Annotated in this window: 24 protein-coding genes, 2 tRNA genes and 1 other RNA gene; 14 read left to right on the top strand and 13 right to left on the bottom strand. The window is 63.7% G+C overall.

Features of this window, described 5'->3' with window-relative positions:
* Nucleotides 1-36: 36 nt before the first annotated feature.
* From U4960_RS11430 to U4960_RS11420, 3 genes are all read left to right on the top strand, one after another.
* On the top strand, nt 37-1,338 hold the full coding sequence (locus U4960_RS11430) for a 3-methyl-2-oxobutanoate dehydrogenase (2-methylpropanoyl-transferring) subunit alpha (RefSeq protein WP_324260761.1): 1,302 nt from the start codon (nt 37-39) through the stop codon (nt 1,336-1,338).
* A 65-nt stretch (nt 1,339-1,403) separates the two neighbouring features.
* Entirely contained in the window at nt 1,404-2,402 is a 999-nt protein-coding gene (locus tag U4960_RS11425; protein ID WP_324263097.1) for an alpha-ketoacid dehydrogenase subunit beta, read from the top strand.
* A gap of 5 nt (nt 2,403-2,407) precedes the next feature.
* Nucleotides 2,408-3,712: a dihydrolipoamide acetyltransferase family protein gene (locus U4960_RS11420; protein WP_324260760.1), complete on the top strand. Its 1,305-nt coding sequence runs from the start codon at nt 2,408-2,410 to the stop codon at nt 3,710-3,712.
* A 4-nt stretch (nt 3,713-3,716) separates the two neighbouring features.
* On the opposite strand, the gene U4960_RS11415 is transcribed toward U4960_RS11420, so the two are convergent.
* Nucleotides 3,717-4,163, bottom strand: coding sequence for a hypothetical protein (locus tag U4960_RS11415; RefSeq protein WP_324260759.1), 447 nt, complete (start codon nt 4,161-4,163; stop codon nt 3,717-3,719).
* Between the two features lie 211 nt (nt 4,164-4,374).
* Between U4960_RS11415 and U4960_RS11410 the strand changes: the two genes are divergently transcribed.
* Nucleotides 4,375-4,451: transfer RNA gene (locus U4960_RS11410), tRNA-Asp, on the top strand.
* 16 nt (nt 4,452-4,467) lie between these two features.
* Here U4960_RS11410 and U4960_RS11405 read toward each other — a convergent pair.
* The 6 genes from U4960_RS11405 to U4960_RS11385 all read right to left on the bottom strand — a co-directional run bounded on the left by U4960_RS11405 (nt 4,468) and on the right by U4960_RS11385 (nt 7,420).
* Nucleotides 4,468-5,544 carry an MBL fold metallo-hydrolase gene (locus tag U4960_RS11405; RefSeq protein WP_324260758.1) on the bottom strand — a complete coding sequence of 359 codons (1,077 nt, stop codon included), beginning with the start codon at nt 5,542-5,544 and terminating at the stop codon, nt 4,468-4,470.
* A gap of 55 nt (nt 5,545-5,599) precedes the next feature.
* On the bottom strand, nt 5,600-5,815 hold the full coding sequence (locus U4960_RS11400; RefSeq protein ID WP_324260757.1) for a DUF2842 domain-containing protein: 216 nt from the start codon (nt 5,813-5,815) through the stop codon (nt 5,600-5,602).
* Nucleotides 5,815-6,369, bottom strand: coding sequence for a 5-formyltetrahydrofolate cyclo-ligase (locus U4960_RS11395; protein WP_416379067.1), 555 nt, complete (start codon nt 6,367-6,369; stop codon nt 5,815-5,817). Before U4960_RS11395 ends, U4960_RS11400 begins: the two co-directional genes overlap by 1 nt.
* 36 nt (nt 6,370-6,405) lie before the next feature.
* Nucleotides 6,406-6,574: non-coding RNA, 6S RNA (gene ssrS / locus U4960_RS16105), on the bottom strand.
* Between the two features lie 10 nt (nt 6,575-6,584).
* A complete protein-coding gene (gene zapA, locus U4960_RS11390) occupies nt 6,585-7,229 on the bottom strand; it encodes a cell division protein ZapA (protein ID WP_324260755.1) in 645 nt (214 codons plus the stop codon).
* The gene (locus U4960_RS11385; protein WP_324260754.1) at nt 7,226-7,420 is read right to left on the bottom strand and encodes a hypothetical protein; all 195 of its coding nucleotides are present in this window, start codon (nt 7,418-7,420) and stop codon (nt 7,226-7,228) included. Before U4960_RS11385 ends, zapA begins: the two co-directional genes overlap by 4 nt.
* Nucleotides 7,421-7,605: 185 nt before the next feature.
* On the opposite strand from U4960_RS11385, the gene tkt reads away from it, so the two are divergent.
* From tkt to U4960_RS11365, 4 genes are all read left to right on the top strand, one after another.
* Entirely contained in the window at nt 7,606-9,603 is a 1,998-nt protein-coding gene (gene tkt / locus U4960_RS11380; RefSeq protein ID WP_324260753.1) for a transketolase, read from the top strand.
* Nucleotides 9,604-9,618: 15 nt separating this feature from the next.
* On the top strand, nt 9,619-10,626 hold the full coding sequence (gene gap, locus U4960_RS11375) for a type I glyceraldehyde-3-phosphate dehydrogenase (protein WP_324260752.1): 1,008 nt from the start codon (nt 9,619-9,621) through the stop codon (nt 10,624-10,626).
* Nucleotides 10,627-10,771: 145 nt separating this feature from the next.
* On the top strand, nt 10,772-11,971 hold the full coding sequence (locus U4960_RS11370) for a phosphoglycerate kinase (RefSeq protein ID WP_324260751.1): 1,200 nt from the start codon (nt 10,772-10,774) through the stop codon (nt 11,969-11,971).
* Nucleotides 11,968-12,420: a PaaI family thioesterase gene (locus tag U4960_RS11365; protein ID WP_324260750.1), complete on the top strand. Its 453-nt coding sequence runs from the start codon at nt 11,968-11,970 to the stop codon at nt 12,418-12,420. Before U4960_RS11370 ends, U4960_RS11365 begins: the two co-directional genes overlap by 4 nt.
* A 23-nt stretch (nt 12,421-12,443) precedes the next feature.
* On the opposite strand, the gene U4960_RS11360 is transcribed toward U4960_RS11365, so the two are convergent.
* Complete coding sequence (locus U4960_RS11360) at nt 12,444-13,202, bottom strand: flavodoxin family protein (RefSeq protein WP_324260749.1); 759 nt, start codon at nt 13,200-13,202, stop codon at nt 12,444-12,446.
* 134 nt (nt 13,203-13,336) lie between these two features.
* Here U4960_RS11360 and U4960_RS11355 point away from each other — a divergent pair, with 134 nt between their 5' ends.
* Together U4960_RS11355 and thiE are read left to right on the top strand one after the other, a co-directional pair.
* The gene (locus tag U4960_RS11355; protein ID WP_324260748.1) at nt 13,337-14,224 is read left to right on the top strand and encodes a fructose bisphosphate aldolase; all 888 of its coding nucleotides are present in this window, start codon (nt 13,337-13,339) and stop codon (nt 14,222-14,224) included.
* A gap of 34 nt (nt 14,225-14,258) precedes the next feature.
* A complete protein-coding gene (thiE, locus tag U4960_RS11350) occupies nt 14,259-14,870 on the top strand; it encodes a thiamine phosphate synthase (protein WP_324260747.1) in 612 nt (203 codons plus the stop codon).
* Here thiE and U4960_RS11345 read toward each other — a convergent pair.
* Nucleotides 14,867-15,226, bottom strand: a complete 360-nt coding sequence (locus U4960_RS11345; RefSeq protein WP_324260746.1) for an elongation factor P — start codon at nt 15,224-15,226, stop codon at nt 14,867-14,869. The genes thiE and U4960_RS11345 overlap by 4 nt on opposite strands.
* A 142-nt stretch (nt 15,227-15,368) precedes the next feature.
* On the opposite strand from U4960_RS11345, the gene efp reads away from it, so the two are divergent.
* The 4 genes from efp (at nt 15,369) to U4960_RS11325 (ending at nt 18,391) form a co-directional block, all read left to right on the top strand.
* Nucleotides 15,369-15,932, top strand: a complete 564-nt coding sequence (gene efp, locus U4960_RS11340) for an elongation factor P (RefSeq protein WP_324260745.1) — start codon at nt 15,369-15,371, stop codon at nt 15,930-15,932.
* A 99-nt stretch (nt 15,933-16,031) separates the two neighbouring features.
* Nucleotides 16,032-16,853: an inositol monophosphatase family protein gene (locus U4960_RS11335; RefSeq protein ID WP_324260744.1), complete on the top strand. Its 822-nt coding sequence runs from the start codon at nt 16,032-16,034 to the stop codon at nt 16,851-16,853.
* A gap of 199 nt (nt 16,854-17,052) precedes the next feature.
* The gene (locus tag U4960_RS11330) at nt 17,053-18,213 is read left to right on the top strand and encodes a tyrosine-type recombinase/integrase (RefSeq protein WP_324260743.1); all 1,161 of its coding nucleotides are present in this window, start codon (nt 17,053-17,055) and stop codon (nt 18,211-18,213) included.
* 93 nt (nt 18,214-18,306) lie between these two features.
* Nucleotides 18,307-18,391: transfer RNA gene (locus U4960_RS11325), tRNA-Leu, on the top strand.
* 146 nt (nt 18,392-18,537) lie between these two features.
* On the opposite strand, the gene U4960_RS11320 is transcribed toward U4960_RS11325, so the two are convergent.
* The 4 genes from U4960_RS11320 to U4960_RS11305 all read right to left on the bottom strand — a co-directional run bounded on the left by U4960_RS11320 (nt 18,538) and on the right by U4960_RS11305 (nt 19,992).
* Complete coding sequence (locus tag U4960_RS11320; protein WP_324260742.1) at nt 18,538-18,909, bottom strand: hypothetical protein; 372 nt, start codon at nt 18,907-18,909, stop codon at nt 18,538-18,540.
* 41 nt (nt 18,910-18,950) lie between these two features.
* Nucleotides 18,951-19,319, bottom strand: a complete 369-nt coding sequence (locus U4960_RS11315; RefSeq protein ID WP_324260741.1) for a HepT-like ribonuclease domain-containing protein — start codon at nt 19,317-19,319, stop codon at nt 18,951-18,953.
* Nucleotides 19,319-19,615 (bottom strand): nucleotidyltransferase family protein, encoded by a 297-nt coding sequence (locus U4960_RS11310; RefSeq protein ID WP_324260740.1) that lies wholly within the window; start codon nt 19,613-19,615, stop codon nt 19,319-19,321. The genes U4960_RS11315 and U4960_RS11310 overlap by 1 nt, the downstream gene beginning before the upstream one ends.
* 122 nt (nt 19,616-19,737) lie before the next feature.
* Nucleotides 19,738-19,992, bottom strand: a complete 255-nt coding sequence (locus U4960_RS11305) for a hypothetical protein (protein WP_324260739.1) — start codon at nt 19,990-19,992, stop codon at nt 19,738-19,740.
* Nucleotides 19,993-20,238: the final 246 nt, after the last annotated feature.

Genomic DNA, 20,238 nt, shown 5'->3' with positions numbered 1-20,238 from the left:
ACGCTCGCGTAAAATATTGCGTCTGGGAGAATCGATATGGCCGAGCGGCCCGAGGGCAGTGCGGCGGGAAGCAACAAGCCCGCCTTGCAGCTCCACGTTCCCGAACCGCGCTTCCGCCCCGGAGACGCGGCGGACTTCTCGCACCTCGCCATTCCTGCGGCGGGCCAGCAGCCGCGCCCCGACGAGGCCTGCCACGCCAGCGAGACGGCGTCGCTGTGCTATGACTTGGTACGCGTGCTTGGCGATGACAACCAAGCCCACGGCCCGTGGGACCCGAAGCTCGATCCGGACACGCTGCGGACCATGCTGGGCCACATGGTGCTGGTCCGCGCGTTCGACGAACGGATGTTCCGCGGGCAGCGCCAGGGCAAGACCAGCTTCTACATGAAGTGCACCGGCGAGGAGGCGACCTCGGTCGCCGCCGGGATGGCGCTGGCGAGCGATGACATGGTCTTCCCCAGCTACCGCCAGCAGGGCATCCTGATCGCGCGCGGCTATCCGCTGGTCGAAATGATCAACCAGATCTACTCCAACAAGGGTGACAAGCTGAAGGGCCGCCAGCTGCCGATCATGTATTCGAGCCGGGAACACAGCTTCTTCTCGATCAGCGGCAACCTGGCCACGCAGTGCCCGCAGGCGGTTGGTTGGGCCATGGCCAGCGCGATCAAGGGTGACAGCCGGATTGCCGCAAGCTGGGTTGGCGAGGGCAGCACTGCGGAAGGCGATTTCCACAGCGCGTGCACCTTTGCCACGGTCTATAATGCACCGGTTATCCTCAACGTTATCAACAACCAGTGGGCGATCAGCAGCTTCAGCGGGTTTGCCGGGGCGGAGCGGACAACGTTTGCCGCCCGCGCGCTCGGCTATGGCCTGGCTGGTCTGCGGGTGGACGGCAACGACGCGCTGGCGGTGTTCGCGGCGCAGCAATGGGCCGCCAACCGCGCCCGCGCCAATGGCGGGCCGACCCTGATCGAATACTTCACCTACCGTGCCGAGGGCCATTCCACCTCCGACGATCCGAGCGCCTACCGCAGCGTGCAGGAAGGGATCGACTGGCCGCTGGGCGATCCGATTGCCCGGCTGCGCAACCACCTGATCGCGCTGGGCGAATGGGACGAGGAGCGGCACGCCGCAATGGACCTCGCCGCCGCCGAACGGGTCAAGGAGGCCACTCGCGAGGCGGAGAAGAACGGCATCCTCGGCCACGGGCTGCACCATCCCTTCCGCACCATGTTCGAGGACGTGTTCGAGGAACTGCCCTGGCACCTCAAGGAACAGGCCGCGCAGGCGACCCGCGAACGGCTGATCAAGTTTCCCGAAGGGAGGCCCAACTCGTGAGCACTGCCCCCGAAGCCCAGGCGCCGGATACCGCCGCACCGGCAGAGGCCGAGCGCCGCCTCAACATGATCGAGGCAATCAACGAGGCCCTCGACATCATGCTCGCGCGTGACCCTGATGTGGTCGTCATGGGTGAGGATGTCGGCTACTTTGGCGGCGTGTTCCGCGCCACGGCCGGATTGCAGGCGAAGCACGGCAAGACGCGCGTGTTCGATACCCCCATTTCCGAATGCGGGATCATTGGCGTGGCGGTGGGGATGGGGGCCTATGGCCTGCGCCCGGTGCCGGAAATCCAGTTCGCCGACTATATCTACCCCGGGCTGGACCAGCTGATTTCCGAAGCGGCCAGGCTGCGTTACCGCTCGGCCTGCGACTATATTGCCCCCCTGACCGTGCGCAGCCCGTTCGGCGGCGGCATCTTCGGCGGGCAGACTCACAGCCAGAGCCCGGAGGCGATCTTCACCCATGTTTCGGGTCTCAAGACGGTCATCCCCTCCAACCCCTACGATGCCAAGGGCCTGCTGATTTCCGCGATCGAGGACAACGATCCGGTGATCTTCTTCGAACCCAAGCGGATCTACAACGGGCCGTTCACCGGCTACTATGACAAGCCGGTCGAGCCGTGGAAGCGGCACAAGGACAGCGTGGTGCCGGAAGGGCATTACCGAGTGCCGCTGGGCAAGGCGCGCACGGTAACCGAAGGCGATGCGCTGACCGTGCTGGCCTATGGCACCATGGTGCACGTGGCTGAAGCGGTCTGCGCGGCCAAGGGCGTCGACGCCCATATTCTTGACCTGCGGACGCTGGTGCCGCTCGACATCGAAGCGATCGAGCAATCGGTCGAACGTACCGGACGCTGCCTGATCGTGCACGAGGCGACCCGCACGTCCGGCTTCGGGGCAGAGCTTTCCGCGCTGGTGACGGAGCGGTGTTTCTACCATCTCGAAGCCCCGGTCGAACGCGTCACCGGCTTCGACACGCCCTATCCCCACAGCCTCGAATGGGCCTATTTCCCCGGCCCGATCCGCATCGGCGAGGCCATCGACAAGCTCCTCAAGGACTGACCGCCATGGCGAAATTCATCTTCAACATGCCCGACATCGGCGAAGGCATCGCCGAGGCCGAAATCGTGGCCTGGCACGTCAAGCCGGGTGACCGGATCGAGGAAGACCAGGAGTTCGTCGACATGATGACGGACAAGGCCACCGTGCCGCTGGAAAGCCCCGTTACCGGCACTGTGCTGGAAGTGGCGGGCGAGGTTGGCGACATGGTCGCGATCGGCTCGGCCCTGGTGGTGATCGAGGTCGAGGGAGAAGAGGCTGCGGACAACGTAGCAGAGCGGATCGAGGCAGAGACGCCCGATGCGGAGGACGTAATGAACGTGCCCTCGCAGGACCCGGTCGTGTCGAGCGAAGTCGAGACACCTCGTGCGACTGAAACGCCCCGGACGGAGCCCGAAGCGCAACCCGCCTCGACGGCCCCCGATACCACCGGACTTGGCAAGAAAGTCCTCGCCACCCCGGCCGTGCGCCAGCGCGCGCGCAACCTGGGGATTGACCTGGCCGAAGTGAAACCGGCCGAAGATGGCCGCGTGCGCCACGCCGATCTCGACGCCTTCCTCGCCTACAATGCCGGCGGCGGGTTCGCCCCTTCGGGCAAGGCCCGGGCGGACGAGCAAATCCGCGTGATCGGCCTGCGCAAGCGCATCGCCCAGAACATGGCCGAGGCCAAACGCAACATCCCGCACTTCTCCTATGTCGAGGAATGCGATGTGACCGAGCTGGAGCGGCTGCGTGCCCAGCTCAACGATTCGCGCGGGGGTAAGGCGAAACTGACGATGCTGCCGCTGCTGATCGCCGCGATCTGCAAGGCCGTGCCGAAATTTCCGATGATCAATGCCCGTTATGATGACGAGGCGGGCGTGGTCACCCGCTATGGCGCCGTGCACCTGGGCATGGCGGCGCAGACCGGCGGCGGGCTGATGGTGCCCGTCATCCGCGACGCGCAGGCCCGCAACCTGTGGCAGCTGGCCAACGAGATTGGCCGCCTGGCCGAGGCCGCGCGCAGCGGCAAGGCGACCAGCGAGGAGCTGAGCGGTTCGACCCTGACGATTACCTCGCTCGGGCCACTGGGCGGGGTGGCGACCACGCCGGTCATCAACCGCCCTGAGGTGGCGATCATCGGACCCAACAGAATCATTGAACGCCCCATGTTCGTGCCCGACGGTATGGGCGGCGAGCGGATCGAGAAGCGCAAGCTGATGAACATTTCCATCAGCTGTGACCACCGCGTGGTCGATGGCCACGATGCCGCGAGCTTTGTGCAGGAAGTGAAGCGCCTGATCGAAGCGCCGGTGTTGCTGCTGGCGGACTAGAGGTTCAGCGCACGATCGCGCTGTAGGTCATGGTGCCGCGGCCCAGCGCGGCCTCGGTATCGCTGACGTGCCAGCGCAGGTGGGTCACATCTTCCGGCGTGGCCTTGCGCTGGCCGATCCGCAGCGTTCCGAGTTCGCCCCAGCTTTTTCCGCCGTCGGTTGAAACCTGCGGGTTCATGCCGCCGCTGCGCCGGAACGCGAGGTCGCGCGGGACCCGGCTCGACACGACGAAGGCATCCGGCCTTCCCGGTGCGGTCCATTCGAGCATCAGGACAACGACGTCGCCGCGCTTGAGCGTGGTCGCCGGTTCGAGTGACAGCGCCATCCGCCCCGGTGCCACTGCTGCCTTGCGCTCGATGAACACGGCGCGCGAAATTTCCACGCCTGGCTGCGCGGCGGTTGCACCGGCGGCGAGCGATGCCGCCACCAGAGTCAGCAGGATTTTCTTCATGTCGCCCCCGTCACAACCATGGCTGGCTATCGCAGGCTGTGTGACAGGCAGAGGCGAAAATAAGGTTAATGCGCGGTTGCCGGGCGGCCGGTCAGGGCCCTGGAAAATGTGTTCGAAAATTGCGCAGGCGGGCCATTGACAGCCCTGCACACCTGCCTTAGTGGCGGCGCTCCCAAGCGGCGCTTCGCCCCCCTTGAAGCCAAGTTTTCATGCGGGTGTAGCTCAGTTGGTTAGAGCGCCGGCCTGTCACGCCGGAGGTCGCGGGTTCGAGCCCCGTCACTCGCGCCACTTGGGAACTGCACCGTTACAGCTGATCGGAAAGCGCAATGTCCCGCGTGCCAGCAGGCAGGCTGACGCGCATCCCGTCATAAGCGATGTCGATCGCATCGAACCGCTTGGTCGCTTCCCCCAGGAACACCCGTTCCATCAGCTTGACCGGTGGGGCCGGCACCAGGTGATAAAGAACCAGGTGCCGAACCCCCGCATCGCGGGCCACCCGCGCCGCATCTTCGGGCGATGTGTGGTAATCGGGAATATCGGCCATGATCTTGGCTCCGTCGGCATCGCCTCTTTCAGCCAGCTGTTCGCCGATCCGGCCGACCATCCCGGGATTGAGCGCCTCGTGAAAGAGAACATCGGCGCCCCGCGCAAAGCGGGCCAGCTGAGGTGATCGCACGGTATCGCCGCTGATGACCAGGCTGCGGCCGCCATAATCGATCCGGTAAGCGACAGCCCGGTCAACCGGTGCATGATCCACGGGCAAGGTGCGAATGGTCACGCCGTCGCCCTCGTAGACGACCGTTCCGCGCCTGCCGGAGCCAGCCAGTCTGATCGTCCGCGCTTCTCCGCCGAACCCGCCCGGGCGCGCCACGGCCTCGCCATGGTGGGCGATGCGGAACCCCCGGTCGATGGTATAGGCCTCCACAAACCCCGCGACGACGCGCTCGGTCCCTTCCGGTCCGTAGATCGGCAGCGGCGAGCCGCGCCCGCCCGCCATCCATGCCTGGAGCATCAGCTCGCCCAGACCGTCGAAGTGGTCGGAATGGAGGTGGGTCAGGAAGGCGGCATCGAGCCGGTCCATCGGGAAGCCCATCCGCCCGAGCTTGCGGATCGAGCCGGAACCGGCGTCGAACACGAAGCCCCGCTCGCCGGCCAGCACGGCAATACACGGACCGGCGCGGTCGGCGTCGGGCATGGGCGAGCCGCTGCCGCAGATATAGGCGTGGAGCCCGTCCGGAAGATCCGAACTCCTGTCGACCCCGACGGTCGAATTGACCGCCCGCTCGAACAGCCATTCGCCGATCTGGCGCTGAGCCAGCAAGGCAACCAGCGCCAGCAGCCCGATCAGGGCGAGCAGTGCCAGTCCAATCCGTTTCGCCATCGTCCTGCCCCTTTGTCAGGCAGGCTAACCCCCAGCGGCCCTGCGGGCAACAGCGCTACCGGGTGCGGCCGGTTTCCATCCAGATCAGGAAGCGGCGCAGGGGCAGCAGCCAGATCAGGCCCAGCACCAGATAGACCGGGGCCTGGGCGAGGCCCGGCCAGGTGCCGATCAGTTCAGGCACATAGCGTGCGATGATCAGGCCATAGGCAGTCAGCGCGACGAGCAGGCCGAGCAGGCCGACCGGAATGCGCCAGGTGGGTTGATCACGCATCAGAGCTCTCCGAACAGGCGGGTAGGGGTGACCACCGCGGCAAGCGGCATGTCATGGGGTTCGACCGGCAATTCGGCACAGAGCTGGCAGTCCCATCCCAGTCCGATGGCCACCGTGCCGGGGTGCTCTGCCAGCCAGCGATCATAGTGTCCGCCGCCCTGGCCAAGGCGGTGACAGTCAGCCGTGAAGCCGACCAGCGGGGCAAACAGCACATCGGGCACCAGCACGTCCGCGTCCGGCGGTGGCTGGAGCAGGCCGTATGGCCCGGGTTGCAGGTCTGCTTCATCAAAGGGATCGGTGTGCCGGGCAAATTCCATCGGCGCTGCCGCCCCCGCGAAGCGGGGCAGGGCAATCGCGTGGCCGCGCTCGGCAAAGAAAGCAGCATAGCGTGCAGCAGGCGCTTCGCCCGGCATCGCGCGGTAAAGACCGATCGTGCTGCCTGCGGGGATGTGGCGAAGAAGCGGGGCAGGGGGATGGCGAAACAGCAGGCCCAGCGTCGTTTCGGGGATCGCGGCGACGTGCGCCAGGCGTTCAGCCCGCAGATGCTTCCTCAAGGCGGCCTTGCTTTGCATCATATCCTTAGCGCGAGTGGCGGAACCACCATGGATCGTTTGCCGGAAAATCCTCTGACGCATGACGTCAGGTGGGCACCGTATGTCCCAACCCTCCGGACGAACCAGTGGACTGAGACAGGGACAGCTCCCATGGATTGCTTATAGCCTCAGGGATATTCATGCGGCTCGTATCGGGCAGTCCCGCCGCACCCTATTTAGGAAGTCTGGACCTTGCCCTCAAGCTTGTCGGCACAATTTTCGAGCAATTCGGCAAATCGCTCAAGCGCCGGGGCAAGGCCCGCTTCGTGATCGGCCGTGGCGACGCGCGCAAATGGCCCCTCTGCGGCGGGCATTGCCGCCTCTCGCGCAAGGGCTTCGTCCAGTTCCAGCTGGAGAGCGTCCCGTTCCTCGACCAGCCCCGCCAACCCGGACCGCAGCTCGGCTTCGACCTGCTCTGCATCGACCAGTTCGGTTCGCAGTCTGGTCAGCTCGGCCTTGATGTCGTCGCTTTCGCGGGCAGAGGCCTGCTGGGCGCTCTGCAGGTTCGAAAGCTCCACTTCAAGCTCGGAGATACGGGCCTTGTGCTGGTCATGCTGGCCCATCGCGACATTGCGCTCGCGCACCGCAGCAGCAAGTTCGGCCTGCTGGGCGGTGGCGGTGCTGCGGGCCTGGTGCAGGTCTTCGGCAATCAGGAGCGCGGCAAAAAGCAGATTCTGCGCTTCCTGCGGCGCGCGGTTGGGCCCGAATTCGGCAAGCTTGGAATCGACCAGCGCGCCGAGACCGGCAACGTGATCTTCCTGCCCGTCAGCGCATGCGATGGTGTAATTGCGGCCACCTATCGAGAGACGGACCTCGCTCACGCCTCGATTTTCCCGATCAATTCATCCAGCTCTTTCAGCGAGTTGGAGACGGTTTCGCGCAATGTCTCGTGCTTTTCGAGCAAGGCGGAGACGGACGCCGGCTGCGGCGAGACCTGATCGGCCGCGGCCCCGATCCGCGCAAGGGCGGCCTCGATCCGTTTTACGGCGTTTTCGATGCGCTCCTCGTCCATGGCACCGGAAATAGCCAGTTGGTGTGCTGCTGCAAAGGCTTGGGGCGGGCTGTTGATAACTTGGCTTGTCGCGGGGTGGGGAAAAGCTTGCCGCTGCGCCTGTTGACCTCGCCAGCCCGGTCCGCAAGAGACGCGCCAACCGTGCGAATCGCGCGCGCGGAGCCTTTCGGCAGGAGCCTACCCGCATGAGCCTCGATCCCGCCCGTCTTAACCCTATGGCCAATGCAATCCGGGCGCTGTCGATGGATGCCGTGCAGGCTGCCAATTCGGGGCACCCGGGGATGCCCATGGGCATGGCCGATGTGGCCACCGTGCTGTGGTCGAAATATCTCAAGTTTGACCCCGCCGCGCCCGGCTGGGCAGACCGGGACCGCTTCGTGCTGAGTGCCGGTCACGGCTCGATGCTGGTCTACAGCCTGCTCCACCTCAGCGGCTATGCCCGGCCGACGATGGACGACATCCGCAATTTCCGTCAGCTCGGCAGCCCGTGCGCCGGCCACCCGGAGAACTTCCTGCTCGACGGGGTCGAATGCACCACCGGCCCGCTGGGTCAGGGTCTGGCCATGGCGGTCGGTATGGCGATGGCCGAACGCCATCTCAATGCCGTGTTCGGGGACGATCTGGTCGATCACCGCACCTGGGTGGTGGCTGGCGACGGGTGCCTGATGGAAGGCGTGAACCACGAGGCGATCGGTCTTGCCGGGCACCTCAAGCTCGGCCGGATGATCGTGCTGTGGGACGATAACCGCATCACCATCGACGGCGACACCGACCTTTCCACCAGCGAGGACATTGCCGCGCGCTATGCCGCAACCGGCTGGCACGTTACGGCGTGTGACGGGCATGACTTTGCTGACATCGCTCGCGCGATCGAGGAAGCGATGGCGGATGATCGTCCCTCGCTGGTCGCCTGCCGCACGGTGATCGGCAAGGGTGCGCCCAACAAGCAGGGCGGCCACAATGTCCACGGTGCGCCGCTCGGCGCTGACGAGATTGCCGCTGCCCGCGAGTATCTGGGCTGGAGCGCCGCGCCCTTCGAGGTGCCGGCGGAGATTCTGACTGACTGGCAGGCAACCGGCACGAGCGGCGCTGCCGCCCATGGCGACTGGAAGGCCAGACTGGCCGCCTCGCCCAGGCGCGCCGCATTCGAGAGCCAGCTTGCCGGTGTCGCGGATGCCGCTGCGCCTGCGCTCGAAGACTACATCCGCAGCCTCGCAGCGAACCCGCCCAAGGTGGCGACCCGCAAGGCATCCGAGATGGCGCTCGGGCCGCTCACCGAGAAGCTGCCGCAGCTGATCGGCGGTTCGGCCGACCTGACCGGCTCGAACAACACCAAGACCCCTTCCACTGCTCCGTTCAGCGCGAGCGATTATTCCGGCCGCTATGTCTATTACGGCATCCGCGAATTCGGCATGGCGGCGGCGATGAACGGGATGCTGCTGCACGGCGGTGTAGTGCCCTATGGCGGCACCTTCCTGATCTTCAGCGACTATTGCCGCAACGCCATCCGCCTCTCCGCCTTGCAGCAGGCCGGGGTGGTCTATGTTCTGACGCATGACAGCATCGGGCTGGGCGAGGACGGGCCGACGCACCAGCCGGTCGAGCAGGTGATGAGCCTGCGCCTGATCCCCAACCTCAACGTCTATCGTCCGTGCGATGCGATCGAGACGGCGGAATGCTGGGCCCTGGCCCTACAAACGCCGGAAACGCCCTCGGTACTCGCGTTGACCCGCCAGAACCTTGCGCCCATGCGCGGCGAGGGCGACGAAAACTGGTCCGCTTCAGGCAACCGTTCTGCGCGCGGCGCCTATCGCCTGCGCGCCGCTCAGGCCGCACGCAAGGTGGTGCTGGTGGCGACCGGCTCGGAAGTCGAACTGGCCTGCGCCGTGGCGGACACGCTCGAAGGGCAGGGCATTGGCGCGGATGTCGTGTCGATGCCGTGCATGGAACTGTTCGCGGCGCAGGACGCAGGCTACCGGTCCGACCTGCTTCCCGCTGACGCCCTCAAGGTCTCCATCGAAGCGGGCGTAACCCATGGCTGGGAACGCTATACCGGCATGGACGGTATAAACATCGGCATCGACCGCTTCGGCGCCTCCGCTCCGGCAGAAGTGCTGTTTGAAAAATTCGGTTTCACCGCGGACGCGATCGTTCCGCAAATCCTGAACAAACTCAATTCCTGACAGAGGAGCTTTGACATGGCGACCAAGGTTGCAATCAACGGATTCGGGCGCATCGGGCGCCTGGTAGCACGCGCGATCCTGGAGCGGACCGACCACGATCTGGACCTCGTTTCGATCAACGACCTGTCGGACACGAAGTCCAATGCGCTGCTGTTCGGCTTTGACAGCACCCATGGCCGTTTCCCGGGTAAGATCGAGGTCGATGGCAGCGACATCGTCGTCAACGGCAAGCGCATTCAGGTCACGGCCGAGCGCGATCCGGGCAAGTTGCCGCACGAGGAAAACGGCATCGATCTGGTGATGGAATGCACCGGCTTCTTCCAGTCGGACGAGGCGGCGCGGCCGCATCTTTCCGCCGGGGCCAAGCGGGTGATCATTTCGGCACCGGCGACCGGTGTGTCGAAGACCATCGTCTTCGGGGTCAACCACGATACGCTGACTGCTGACGATGATATTATCTCCAACGCCAGCTGCACCACCAACTGCCTTGCACCGGTGGCCAAGGTGCTGCACGATCTCGTCGGGATCGAGCGCGGTTTCATGACCACGATCCACAGCTACACCAACGACCAGCGGATGCTCGACCAGATCCACAGCGACCTGCGCCGGGCGCGCGGCGGGGCGCAGAACATGATCCCGACCACCACTGGCGCGGCGCGTGCGGTCGGCCTGGTCCTGCCCGAACTGAAGGGCAAACTGGACGGTTCCTCGGTCCGTGTGCCGACCCCGAACGTCAGCCTGATTGACCTCACTTTTGTTCCGGGCCGCGACACCACCGCCGAGGAACTGAACGCCGCGCTCAAGGCCGCTGCAGAAGGCCCGATGAAGGGCGTGCTCGACTACACCGACCAGCCGCTGGTCAGCAGCGACTTCAACCACCACCCGGCCAGCTCGACCGTGGACAGCCTGGAAACGGCCGTGCTGGAAGGCAAGCTGGCCCGCGTGGTCAGCTGGTACGACAACGAATGGGGCTTCTCCAACCGGATGATCGACACCGCCGGGGTGATGGCGAAGCTGATGTGATTTAATCCTCCCCGGTACGGGGAGGGGGACCACCGAAGGTGGTGGTGGGGCACCTGCCACCATTCGGACCATCGGAGGGTGCCCCTCCACTCCGCGCTTCGCGCGCGGTCCCCCTCCCCCGAGGGGGAGGAACGGATCAGAACTCATGCCGACTTTCAAAACCCTAGACGACCTTGATGATCTGACCGGAAAGGTCGCGCTTGTCCGCGTCGACCTCAACCTGCCGATGCACGATGGCTCGGTCACTGACGCCACCCGGGTCGAGGCAAGCGCGCCGACCATTCTCGAACTGGCGGACAAGGGCGCCAAGGTCCTGCTGCTGGCGCATTTCGGGCGACCCAGGGGGCAGCGCAGCTCGGTCCTCTCGGTCAGCATGACGCTGGATGCAGTGCAGGCCGTGCTCGGGCGCGAGGTCATGTTCATTCCGGAAGTTCAGGGCCCCGTGGTCGAACAGTCGATCGGTATCCTGCGCCCCGGCGATATCGGGATGCTGGAGAACACCCGCTTCTGGCCGGGTGAGGAAGCCAACGACATGGCGTTCGCCCGCGGCATTGCGGCCCACGGCGATATCTATGTCAACGATGCCTTCTCCGCCGCGCACCGCGCCCATGCCAGCACCGAGGCGCTGGCGCATCTGCTGCCGGCCTATGCCGGGCGGGCGATGGAAGCGGAGCTCAAGGCTCTCGATGCCGCGCTCGGCACCCCGAAGGCGCCGGTTGCGGCAGTGGTGGGCGGGGCCAAGGTCTCAACCAAGCTGGCGGTGCTGGAAAACCTCGTCGGGCGGGTGCAGCACCTGATCATCGGCGGCGGCATGGCCAACACGTTCCTCGCCGCGCGCGGGGTCGATGTCGGCAAGAGCCTGTGCGAGCACGACCTGGCCGAAACGGTCAACCGGATCATGGACCAGGCTGACCATGCCGGCTGCACCGTCCACCTGCCCTATGACGTGGTGGTGGCGACCGAGTTTGCCGCCAATCCGGCCAGTCTGCGCACCTGCAACGTCCACGAAGTGGGCGCCGACGAGATGATCCTGGACGTTGGCCCGCAGGCGGTCGAGGCCTTGGCCGACGTGCTGAAAACCTGCCGCACGCTGGTGTGGAACGGGCCGATGGGCGCGTTCGAGATCGAGCCGTTTGATACAGCAACGGTCGCCCTGGCGCGCACGGCTGCGGCGCTGACGCAGGACGGATCGCTGGTCTCGGTGGCCGGGGGCGGGGATACCGTCGCCGCGCTCAACCATGCCGGTGTGGCAAGCGATTTCACCTATGTTTCAACCGCGGGCGGTGCATTCCTCGAATGGATGGAAGGGCGCGAGCTGCCGAGCGTGGTGGCGCTGCAAGCATGAGCGAAGATCAGGGCGTCACCGATCACGGGCCCAAACGGGTCAGCGGCGGCGAGTTCGACGGCTGGACCCACTGGCCGCACGATCCGTTCGAGTCGCGCTCGGGCCCGTTCTATTACCGGGCTGAACCTGACGGTTCAGTGGTGAGCGCCTTCCGCGCCGAGCCGCGCCACATGAACGGCGGCGGGTTCATGCACGGCGGCTGCCTGATGACATTTGCCGATTTTGCCCTGTTCGCCATTGCGACGAAGGAGCTGGAGGGCAGCCATGCGGTCACGCTGACCCTGTCGGGCGACTTCCTCGATCCGGCTCATGTGGGCCAGTTGATGGAAGCGCGCGGGGAAGTGACCCGTGCTGGAGGCAAGACCATTTTCGTGCGCGGGGTCATCACCGGCGACGGCAAGCCGGTGTTCGCCTTCAACGGCATCATCCGCAAGATTCGCAAGGGCTGAGCAGCGCCGGGGCAGGGCCGACGCTAGCGATATTCCGGATTGGGCGAATCGAACCGCCGGCCATCCTCCCACAGGTCAACCGAATTGCCCCAGGCGGGTATGCCGCCCGCGTCCTTCAGGATGCGCGCCATGTGCATCAGGTTCCAGGCCATGAAGGTCGTGTTGCGGCGGGTGAAGGGGTTGTCGTAGCCGACCCGGCCTCCGCCATCCTCCCTTTCGTCGCCGAAGCTCGGGCCGGGGCCCGCCTCACCCACCCAGCCGGCGTCGGCCTGGGGCGGGATGGTGTAGCCAATGTGCTGGAGCGAATAGAGCACCCCCATTCCGACGTGCTTGATGCCGTCCTCGTTGCCCGTCACCAGGCATCCGCCCACCTTGTTGTAGAAGACATACTGGCCCCGATCATTCGTCTGCCCGGAATGGGCGTAGAGCCGCTCGATAACGCGGGAGCAGACCGAGCTTTTCTCTCCCAGCCAGATCGGGGTGGCCAGGATCAGGATATCTGCGGCGGAGACTTTCTCCCATAGCAAGGGCCAGTCGTCCCTTTCCGCGCCTTCCCTGGTCATGTCGGGCGAAACGCCGGGGGCGATCTGGTGATCGACTGCGCGGACCTGTTCGACCGATACCTTGTTTCGGCTGAAGATGGTCTGCGCCATGTCCAGCAAGCGGTCGGTGTGCGAGTCCTTCGGTGAGGGCGACAGCGTGCAGTTTATCGTCAGCGCGCGCAGGTCGCTGAAGTCGAAATGGTGTCCGGAGCAAAGCTGCTCCTGCGTTTCATCGAGCATTGGGGGTCCTTTCGCCTTCATCTACGCACGAGCGTTGAAATGGGGTCCCGGGGCCTGTTGCCGAGCGCTGCCTGCCTCGCTAAGTGCGCCTCTGCATTCGTATGCAGACCGGACGCCATTACAGGAACGACAGCATGACCTTCGACGAAATGACCGATCGTATCGCCACCGGGCAAGGCTTTATCGCTGCGCTGGATCAGTCGGGCGGTTCGACCCCCAAGGCACTGCGCGGTTATGGCATCGACGACAGCGAATGGTCTGGCGATGACGAGATGTTCGCGAAGATCCACGAAATGCGCAGCCGCATTATCGAAACGCCCAGCTTCGGGGGTGGCAAGGTAATCGGCGCCATCCTGTTCGAGAAGACGATGGACGGGGAAAGCGGCGGCAGGCCGGTTCCGGCGCGTCTGGCCGAGCGCGGCGTGGTGCCTTTCCTCAAGGTCGACAAGGGCCTCGAAGACGAGGCCGAGGGCGTGCAGCTGATGAAGCCCATGCCCGATCTCGAGGCGCTGCTCGACCGTGCCCGCGCGAAGGGTGTGTTCGGAACCAAGATGCGCTCGGTGATCAAGTCGAACAATGCCGCCGGGATTGTCGCCCTTGTGGAGCAGCAGTTTGCTGAAGGGCGCCGGATTATTGCGCGCGGGCTCATGCCGATCCTTGAGCCCGAGTACGACATCACCGCCAGCGACCGGGCAGAGGGCGAAAAGGTGCTGCTGGGCGAGATCATCAAGCACCTCGATGCCTTGCCGGAAGGTGAGCAGGTCATGCTCAAGCTGTCGATCCCTGTCGAGCCCGGTCTTCATCAGCCGGCGATCGACCACCCACGCGTGCTGCGTGTGGTGGCGCTGTCGGGTGGCTATTCGACCGATGAGGCGTGCGAACATCTGGCGAAGAACCCCGGCATGATCGCCAGCTTCAGCCGCGGCCTGTTGCAGGATCTGCGTGCAGGGCAGAGCGATGCCGAGTTCGACGCGACACTCGGGGCAGCGATTGATCAGATCTGCGCGGCCTCTGTCGCTTGAGCATGGCTCCGGGTGCGGCTAGGCACCCGGGATCATGACTCAATGCCAGCTCTATCTCATTTCCCCGCTCGACGTGGCGGGGACCTTCCCGGACCGGCTGGAGCGCGCGCTTGCCGCCGGGCCGGTTGCCGCTTTCCAGTATCGCGTGAAGGGCCTCGACCAGCACGAGGCGGCGCGGCTGGCCGGGCCGTTGCGGGAAATCTGCGCCGCGCGCGATGTGGCGTTCATCGTCAATGACAGCATCGGGCTGGCCAAAAGGCTCAAGGCTGATGGAGTCCATCTCGGGCAGCAGGATGGCAGCGTCAAGGAGGCGCGGGAGGAGCTCGGTCGGGAGGCCCAGATTGGTGTCACCTGCCACGCCAGCCGTCACCTGGCGATGGAAGCTGGTGAGGCCGGGGCAGATTACGTCGCCTTCGGCGCCTTCTATCCTTCGTCCACCAAGGACGCCGAACATCGCGCCGAGCTTGAGACGCTGGAATGGTGGAGCCAGGTGTTCGAGATACCCTGCGTGGCCATTGGCGGGATCACACCGGCCAACTGCGCGCCCCTGATAAAAGCCGGCGCCGATTTCCTTGCTGTATCGGGGGCCGTGTGGAGCGGCGACGAGGCGGCAGCAGTCGCCGCCTTCGCCAGGGAACTGGGTTAACGAGCTGAGCGCACGCAGCGGACCCGGCCTGGCTGGCCGTTCTCGTCCAGCAAGCGCAGGGTGCCGCCGCTGATGCGCTCGAACGCCATGCCCTTCATCGGCCCGCGCGTGAATTGCACCTGTCTGCCCGTAAGCAGGTAGGTGCCGGTCCCCGCTTCGGTGCGATAGGTCGATCCGTTGTCGATCACGAAATCCTTGTCCGGTATCTCTTCCCACGCTTTGCCCAGGGCGTCTCCGGGAAGCGAGCAGATGTAGCGCCCCTGCGGCATGGTCTGGAGCTTTCCGCCCGCCATGGCACCAAGCGGCGCGGTTGCGAGCGGCGAGGCTGCAGCTGCGGCAGCGATAAGAGCGATCATGATGGTGCGCATCGCGCCACTATAGCCGCCGCGCGCCATATTGCCACTGACCTTGCCCCTTGCCCCCTGCTCGGCTAAGGGCGGCGCCGCAGCAGCGGGCGGCAACGCCCGTGCCCAGTTCCCAGGCAAAGGCTCTTTCAACATGAAGATCAGCGGCGTGGACATCCGTCCCGGCAACATCCTTGAATACGAAGGCGGCATCTGGAAGGTCGCCAAGATCCAGCATACCCAGCCGGGCAAGGGCGGCGCCTACATGCAGGTCGAGATGAAGAACCTGATCGACGGCCGCAAGACGAACGTCCGCTTCCGCAGCGCCGACACGATCGAGAAGGTCCGCCTGGACACCAAGGACTACCAGTTCCTCTATGAAGACGGCGAAATGCTGGTGTTCATGGACCAGGACACTTACGAGCAGATCACGCTGCCGAGCGACCTGCTGGGTGATGCCCGCCCGTTCCTTCAGGACGGGATGCAGGTGATGCTGGAACTGTGGGACGAACGCCCGATCAGTGTGGAACTGCCCAACCAGGTCGAAGCCACCATTGTTGAAGCCGACGCCGTGGTGAAGGGGCAGACCGCCTCGTCCAGCTACAAGCCGGCCATGCTCGACAACGGGGTGCGGATCATGGTTCCCCCGCACATCGAAAGCGGCACGCGGATCGTGGTCGACGTGTACGAGCAGAGCTACGTCGGCAAGGCGAACTGACGGACGCCTTTCCGTTCGTGTCGAGCGAAGTCGAGACACCCTAGCGCCGCTCTCCCGCCTCTCGACTGCGCTCGAGGCGAACGGCAAAGGAATTGATTTATGGCCGTTCTGTCCGGTCTCATTCGGGTCATGGAAAAGGCTGCACGCAAGGCGGGCGGCCGCCTGCGGCGCGATTTCGGGGAGGTCGAACACCTCCAGGTCAGCCGCAAGGGGCCGGCCGATTTCGTCTCCAAGGCGGACCAGATCGCTGAGCGTACCCTTTATGACGAATTGCTGGCCGCGCGCCCTGACTGGGGTTTCGTGCTGGAAGAAGGCGGCGTGATCGAAGGCGATCCGGGCAAGCCGCGCTGGATCATCGACCCGCTCGACGGCACCAGCAATTTCCTCCACGGTATCCCGCACTTCGCCATTTCCATCGCAGCCCAGGAACCAAAGCTCGATGGCTCAGGCTGGGGCGATGTGATTGCGGGCGTGATCTACCAGCCTATCACGGACGAGACGTTCTGGGCCGAGAAGACCCGCGGTGCCTGGCTGCATGACGGCCGCCTGCGGGTGTCTGCCCGCTCGCACCTGTCCGATGCCCTGATTGCCACCGGCATTCCCTTCCAGGGTGCGGGCAGCCCGGCCGAGTGGTCGAAGATCTACAACGAGATCGGCCCGGAAGTGGCTGGCATCCGCCGGTTTGGCGCCGCCTCGCTCGATCTGGCCTGGGTCGCAGCAGGCCGGTTTGACGGCTTCTGGGAAAGCGGCCTCAAGGATTGGGATACGGCGGCCGGATGCCTGATCGTGCGCGAGGCCGGCGGCTTCGTCAGCGATTTCCGCGGACGGTCTCAGCCGGTCCATGCCGCGCAGGTTCTGGCGGCCAACGATGCGCTCCATTCGCGCTTGCACAAGTTGCTGGCCGGCGCGCTCAAGGCTTGAAGCAACGCGCGGCCGCCGCTATCGGCGGGGCCGCCCTGCAGTGCCCCTGTGGTGGAATTGGTAGACGCGCTCGACTCAAAAGCATATTTATATCAATCAGTTATGATATAAATATAGCAAAATCAGTCGGTTAGTGGCAAAATAGTAAGATGGACGCCTAGCGCACATCTAGCACAATTTTGCTCACGAGGTGTCAGCCATGAAGGATACAGCCCGCCACAAGTTTCTTGACGGAAAAGTTCAGCTCTACATGCGGACCAACAGTCCGCATTGGCAATGCTCCTGCTCAATTGCAGGGAAGCAGATGCGAACGTCCACCAAGGAAGAAAGCCTAGCCCGAGCCAAGGATGTCGCCCGCGACTGGTATCTCGGTCTTATGGGCAAATACCGTGCCGGTGAAATCAAAGAAGGCACGCCATTCAAGAAGGCGGCCCAACACTTCCTCTCGGAATACACCATCATCACCGAAGGCGAACGCAACGCGAAATATGTCGAAGGCCATGGCATCCGTCTCCGTGTCCATCTGCTACCGTTCTTTGGCGACAAAATGGTGGAGGAGATCACCCCCGGCCTTGTGCAAGAGTATCGCGTCCACCGCATGACCTCGCGCCTCGACAAAGAGGGCAAGCCTAAGCGCCCATCGCGCTCGACCATCCATTCAGAAATCATCACGCTGCGGCACGTGCTGAAAACAGCCCAGCGGCACGGATGGCTGGCCTACCTGCCGGACATTTCTGCACCATACAAAACCTCTGGTAAGATCGCGCACCGCGCATGGTTCTCACCCGAGGAATATAAGCAGCTTTACAAGGCCACCGGCGAACGGGCGAAAAACCCCAAGAAGGAGCGGTGGCGGTCAGCCTGCGAAGATCTCCACGACTATGTGCTGTTCATGGTGAACAGCGGCCTACGTCCCGACGAGGCCAAGCGCATCGAGCTGCGCGACGTGGAGATTGTCGCAGACGGGCCAAAGGACGAGAAAATCCTTCACATCGCCGTGCGCGGCAAGCGCGGCGTCGGCTACTGCAAAACCATGCCAGGGGCGGTGCTGCCGTTCCAGCGCATGAAGAAACGTCACAACCTCGGTCCAACGGACCTCATTTTTCCGAAAATTCAGCGCGAGCTGTTCAATACCATTTTGGACGAACTGGGGATGAAATCAGACCGCGAGGGCAACCCGCGCACGGCCTACAGCCTGCGCCATACTTATATCTCATTCCGCCTGATAGAAGGGGCAGACATCTACCAAGTCGCCAAGAATTGCCGCACCAGCGTCGAAATGATTGAGAAATTCTATGCTTCCCATATTAAGGATATGATCGACGCATCGGCGATCAATACACGACGACCAAAACGGTAACTTTGTGATATTGACGGAATCGCCTATTTGGTATCATATCATCGTCTTATCGGTTGACGCAGCCGCTGCCACGCAGCATATGCGCAACCGCTAGCCGGTGTGGTGAAATTGGTAGACGCGCTGGATTCAAAATCCAGTTCCGCGAGGAGTGTCGGTTCGAGTCCGACCACCGGCACCATCTTTATTGTCCCTGAAATAGCGCCGAACGGCGCTTGCCCTTGGCCGAAAGCCAGAACGATGGCGTCGGCCTTTTGCGAAGGTTCAGCCTGAACAGGCTGAACCGTTGGGCATCAGGTTCCCGAACGGGAACCGCCCATCGCCTTCTTATTCCTCTACAAGCAAATCTGCGAAGCGCGACTTGGCGGGCTTGCTCGCCAGCACCGCCGCTCGCGCGGTTTCATCATCCCATAGCAATCGCTCGACCTTGCCTCGCAGGAGAGTCTTGGCGGCACGCCGTATCTGTTCGCCCGCCTTGAGCGCCTGAACAGTCTTTCCGGCAGCTTCGTCTTTCGTGATCGTGCACCCCCGCACGAGGAGCTTCACCCAACCGTCCTCACCCCGTTGCAACACTTCTGCGGCAACCTGGCGCTCGCCAATTCGGAGGGCCTTGCCCTTGCGGCGATTGTGAAAGACGCCTTCCTTCCACCGGATGACGTCAGCCGCGATAAAGTCCTGTGCCTCTATCCATTGCTCCATGCTGTCCTGTTCAGCGCCCGTGCCGGACGCAATGGAAGCTGTTAGCGCCTGCGGCCACCGTCGCGCTGTTCCGCTTCGATGCGCGCTAGTTCTTCGCGGATCATTTGCTTGATAGGTTCGAGCGACCGCGTTCCTTCCCACACCATGTCAGGCATGTTGCTGAAATAGTCGTGGCTGGCGACGTTTCTCAAACCGCGTATCTTATTCCAAGGTATGTCTGGATGCCGCTCTTTCACATCGTCAGGCAGCTTGCCCGTTATTTCCCCAAGCATTGATAGACGATAAGTGGTTGCATCCTGAAGGTCTTGGTCATTCAGATAGTCCTCGTAAGACCTATCCTTCAAACTGTCCTCTATGCGTTGAATCAACACTTGGAGATTGTCGAGGTTATCGCTCAGGTCGCGGCTCATTAAAAGACCTGCACCATGTCAGCTTCTACTCGCTGCCTGACCCTATCGCGTAATCCTCTGCGGGGTATGAAATCGACCTTGGTATTCAGATATTCGGAAAGCTCCACTTGAAGCCCGGCTTGATCGAACAAACTAAACCCACGATCCGGCACATATTCAAAAAGAAGGTCGAGGTCCGATTTATCGTCCGCCTCGCCGCGCGCCGTAGAGCCAAAGAGATACAGGGCCGAAACGCCTTGCTGGCGCAGCCTTTGTTCCAACGGCCTCAACCGGGCCAATGCTACCTCTCGTTCCATACTCCAATTCTTGCACAGAGCGGCGCAGTAGGCAAGGTGCTACGATGCGCGGCTACAGATAACATATTGATAATAAGCATATTATCGTATGCGCTGGCGAGGCCATCAGGGGTGCAAAGCCCTTAGAAACCCGGCGGCTTTGGCCCACGCGACTTTGGCTGCTGTTGCAGGCGCAGGATTGCAGCGTCGATGTTTTGCAGCGAAGCGTAAATATGCGGGTTCAGAAAGACCGACTGACCCATGCTGCGCAGATCGGCCATGATGCGACCACGAAGCGCGCGCAGTTCCTGTTCGTTCATGCCGTGCAGCTCGTTGGGGGCGATGAATTGTGACATGCTCTTTCTCCCTGTCTGAACCGCGACCATCGCGGCCTTCATAAGCAGACAGAGGCAGGGCGTTCGCCTTGGCCGCACTCGACGAAACGCAGTTGAGAAGCCGCGCTTGCGCGGCTTGCGGACGTAAAGGCGAATCCCCTGCAAGGATGCGAACAAAGAAGGTCGTGAGTAGCGGGCTGGCAGGGAGGGCAGGCGTTCAATTGCGAACCGTCAGACGTGCTGCAATGAAAGAACAGCGCCAATCACGCGCTCTCCTGTGCGCCCATCAATGAGAGTAATAAGCTGAAT

Origin of the sequence: Altererythrobacter sp. H2 (genome assembly GCF_035319885.1) — a bacterium.
Lineage (GTDB): Bacteria > Pseudomonadota > Alphaproteobacteria > Sphingomonadales > Sphingomonadaceae > 34-65-8.
Note: the sequence above shows the minus strand (reverse complement) of the source record. Positions and strands in the feature narration are given on the sequence as shown.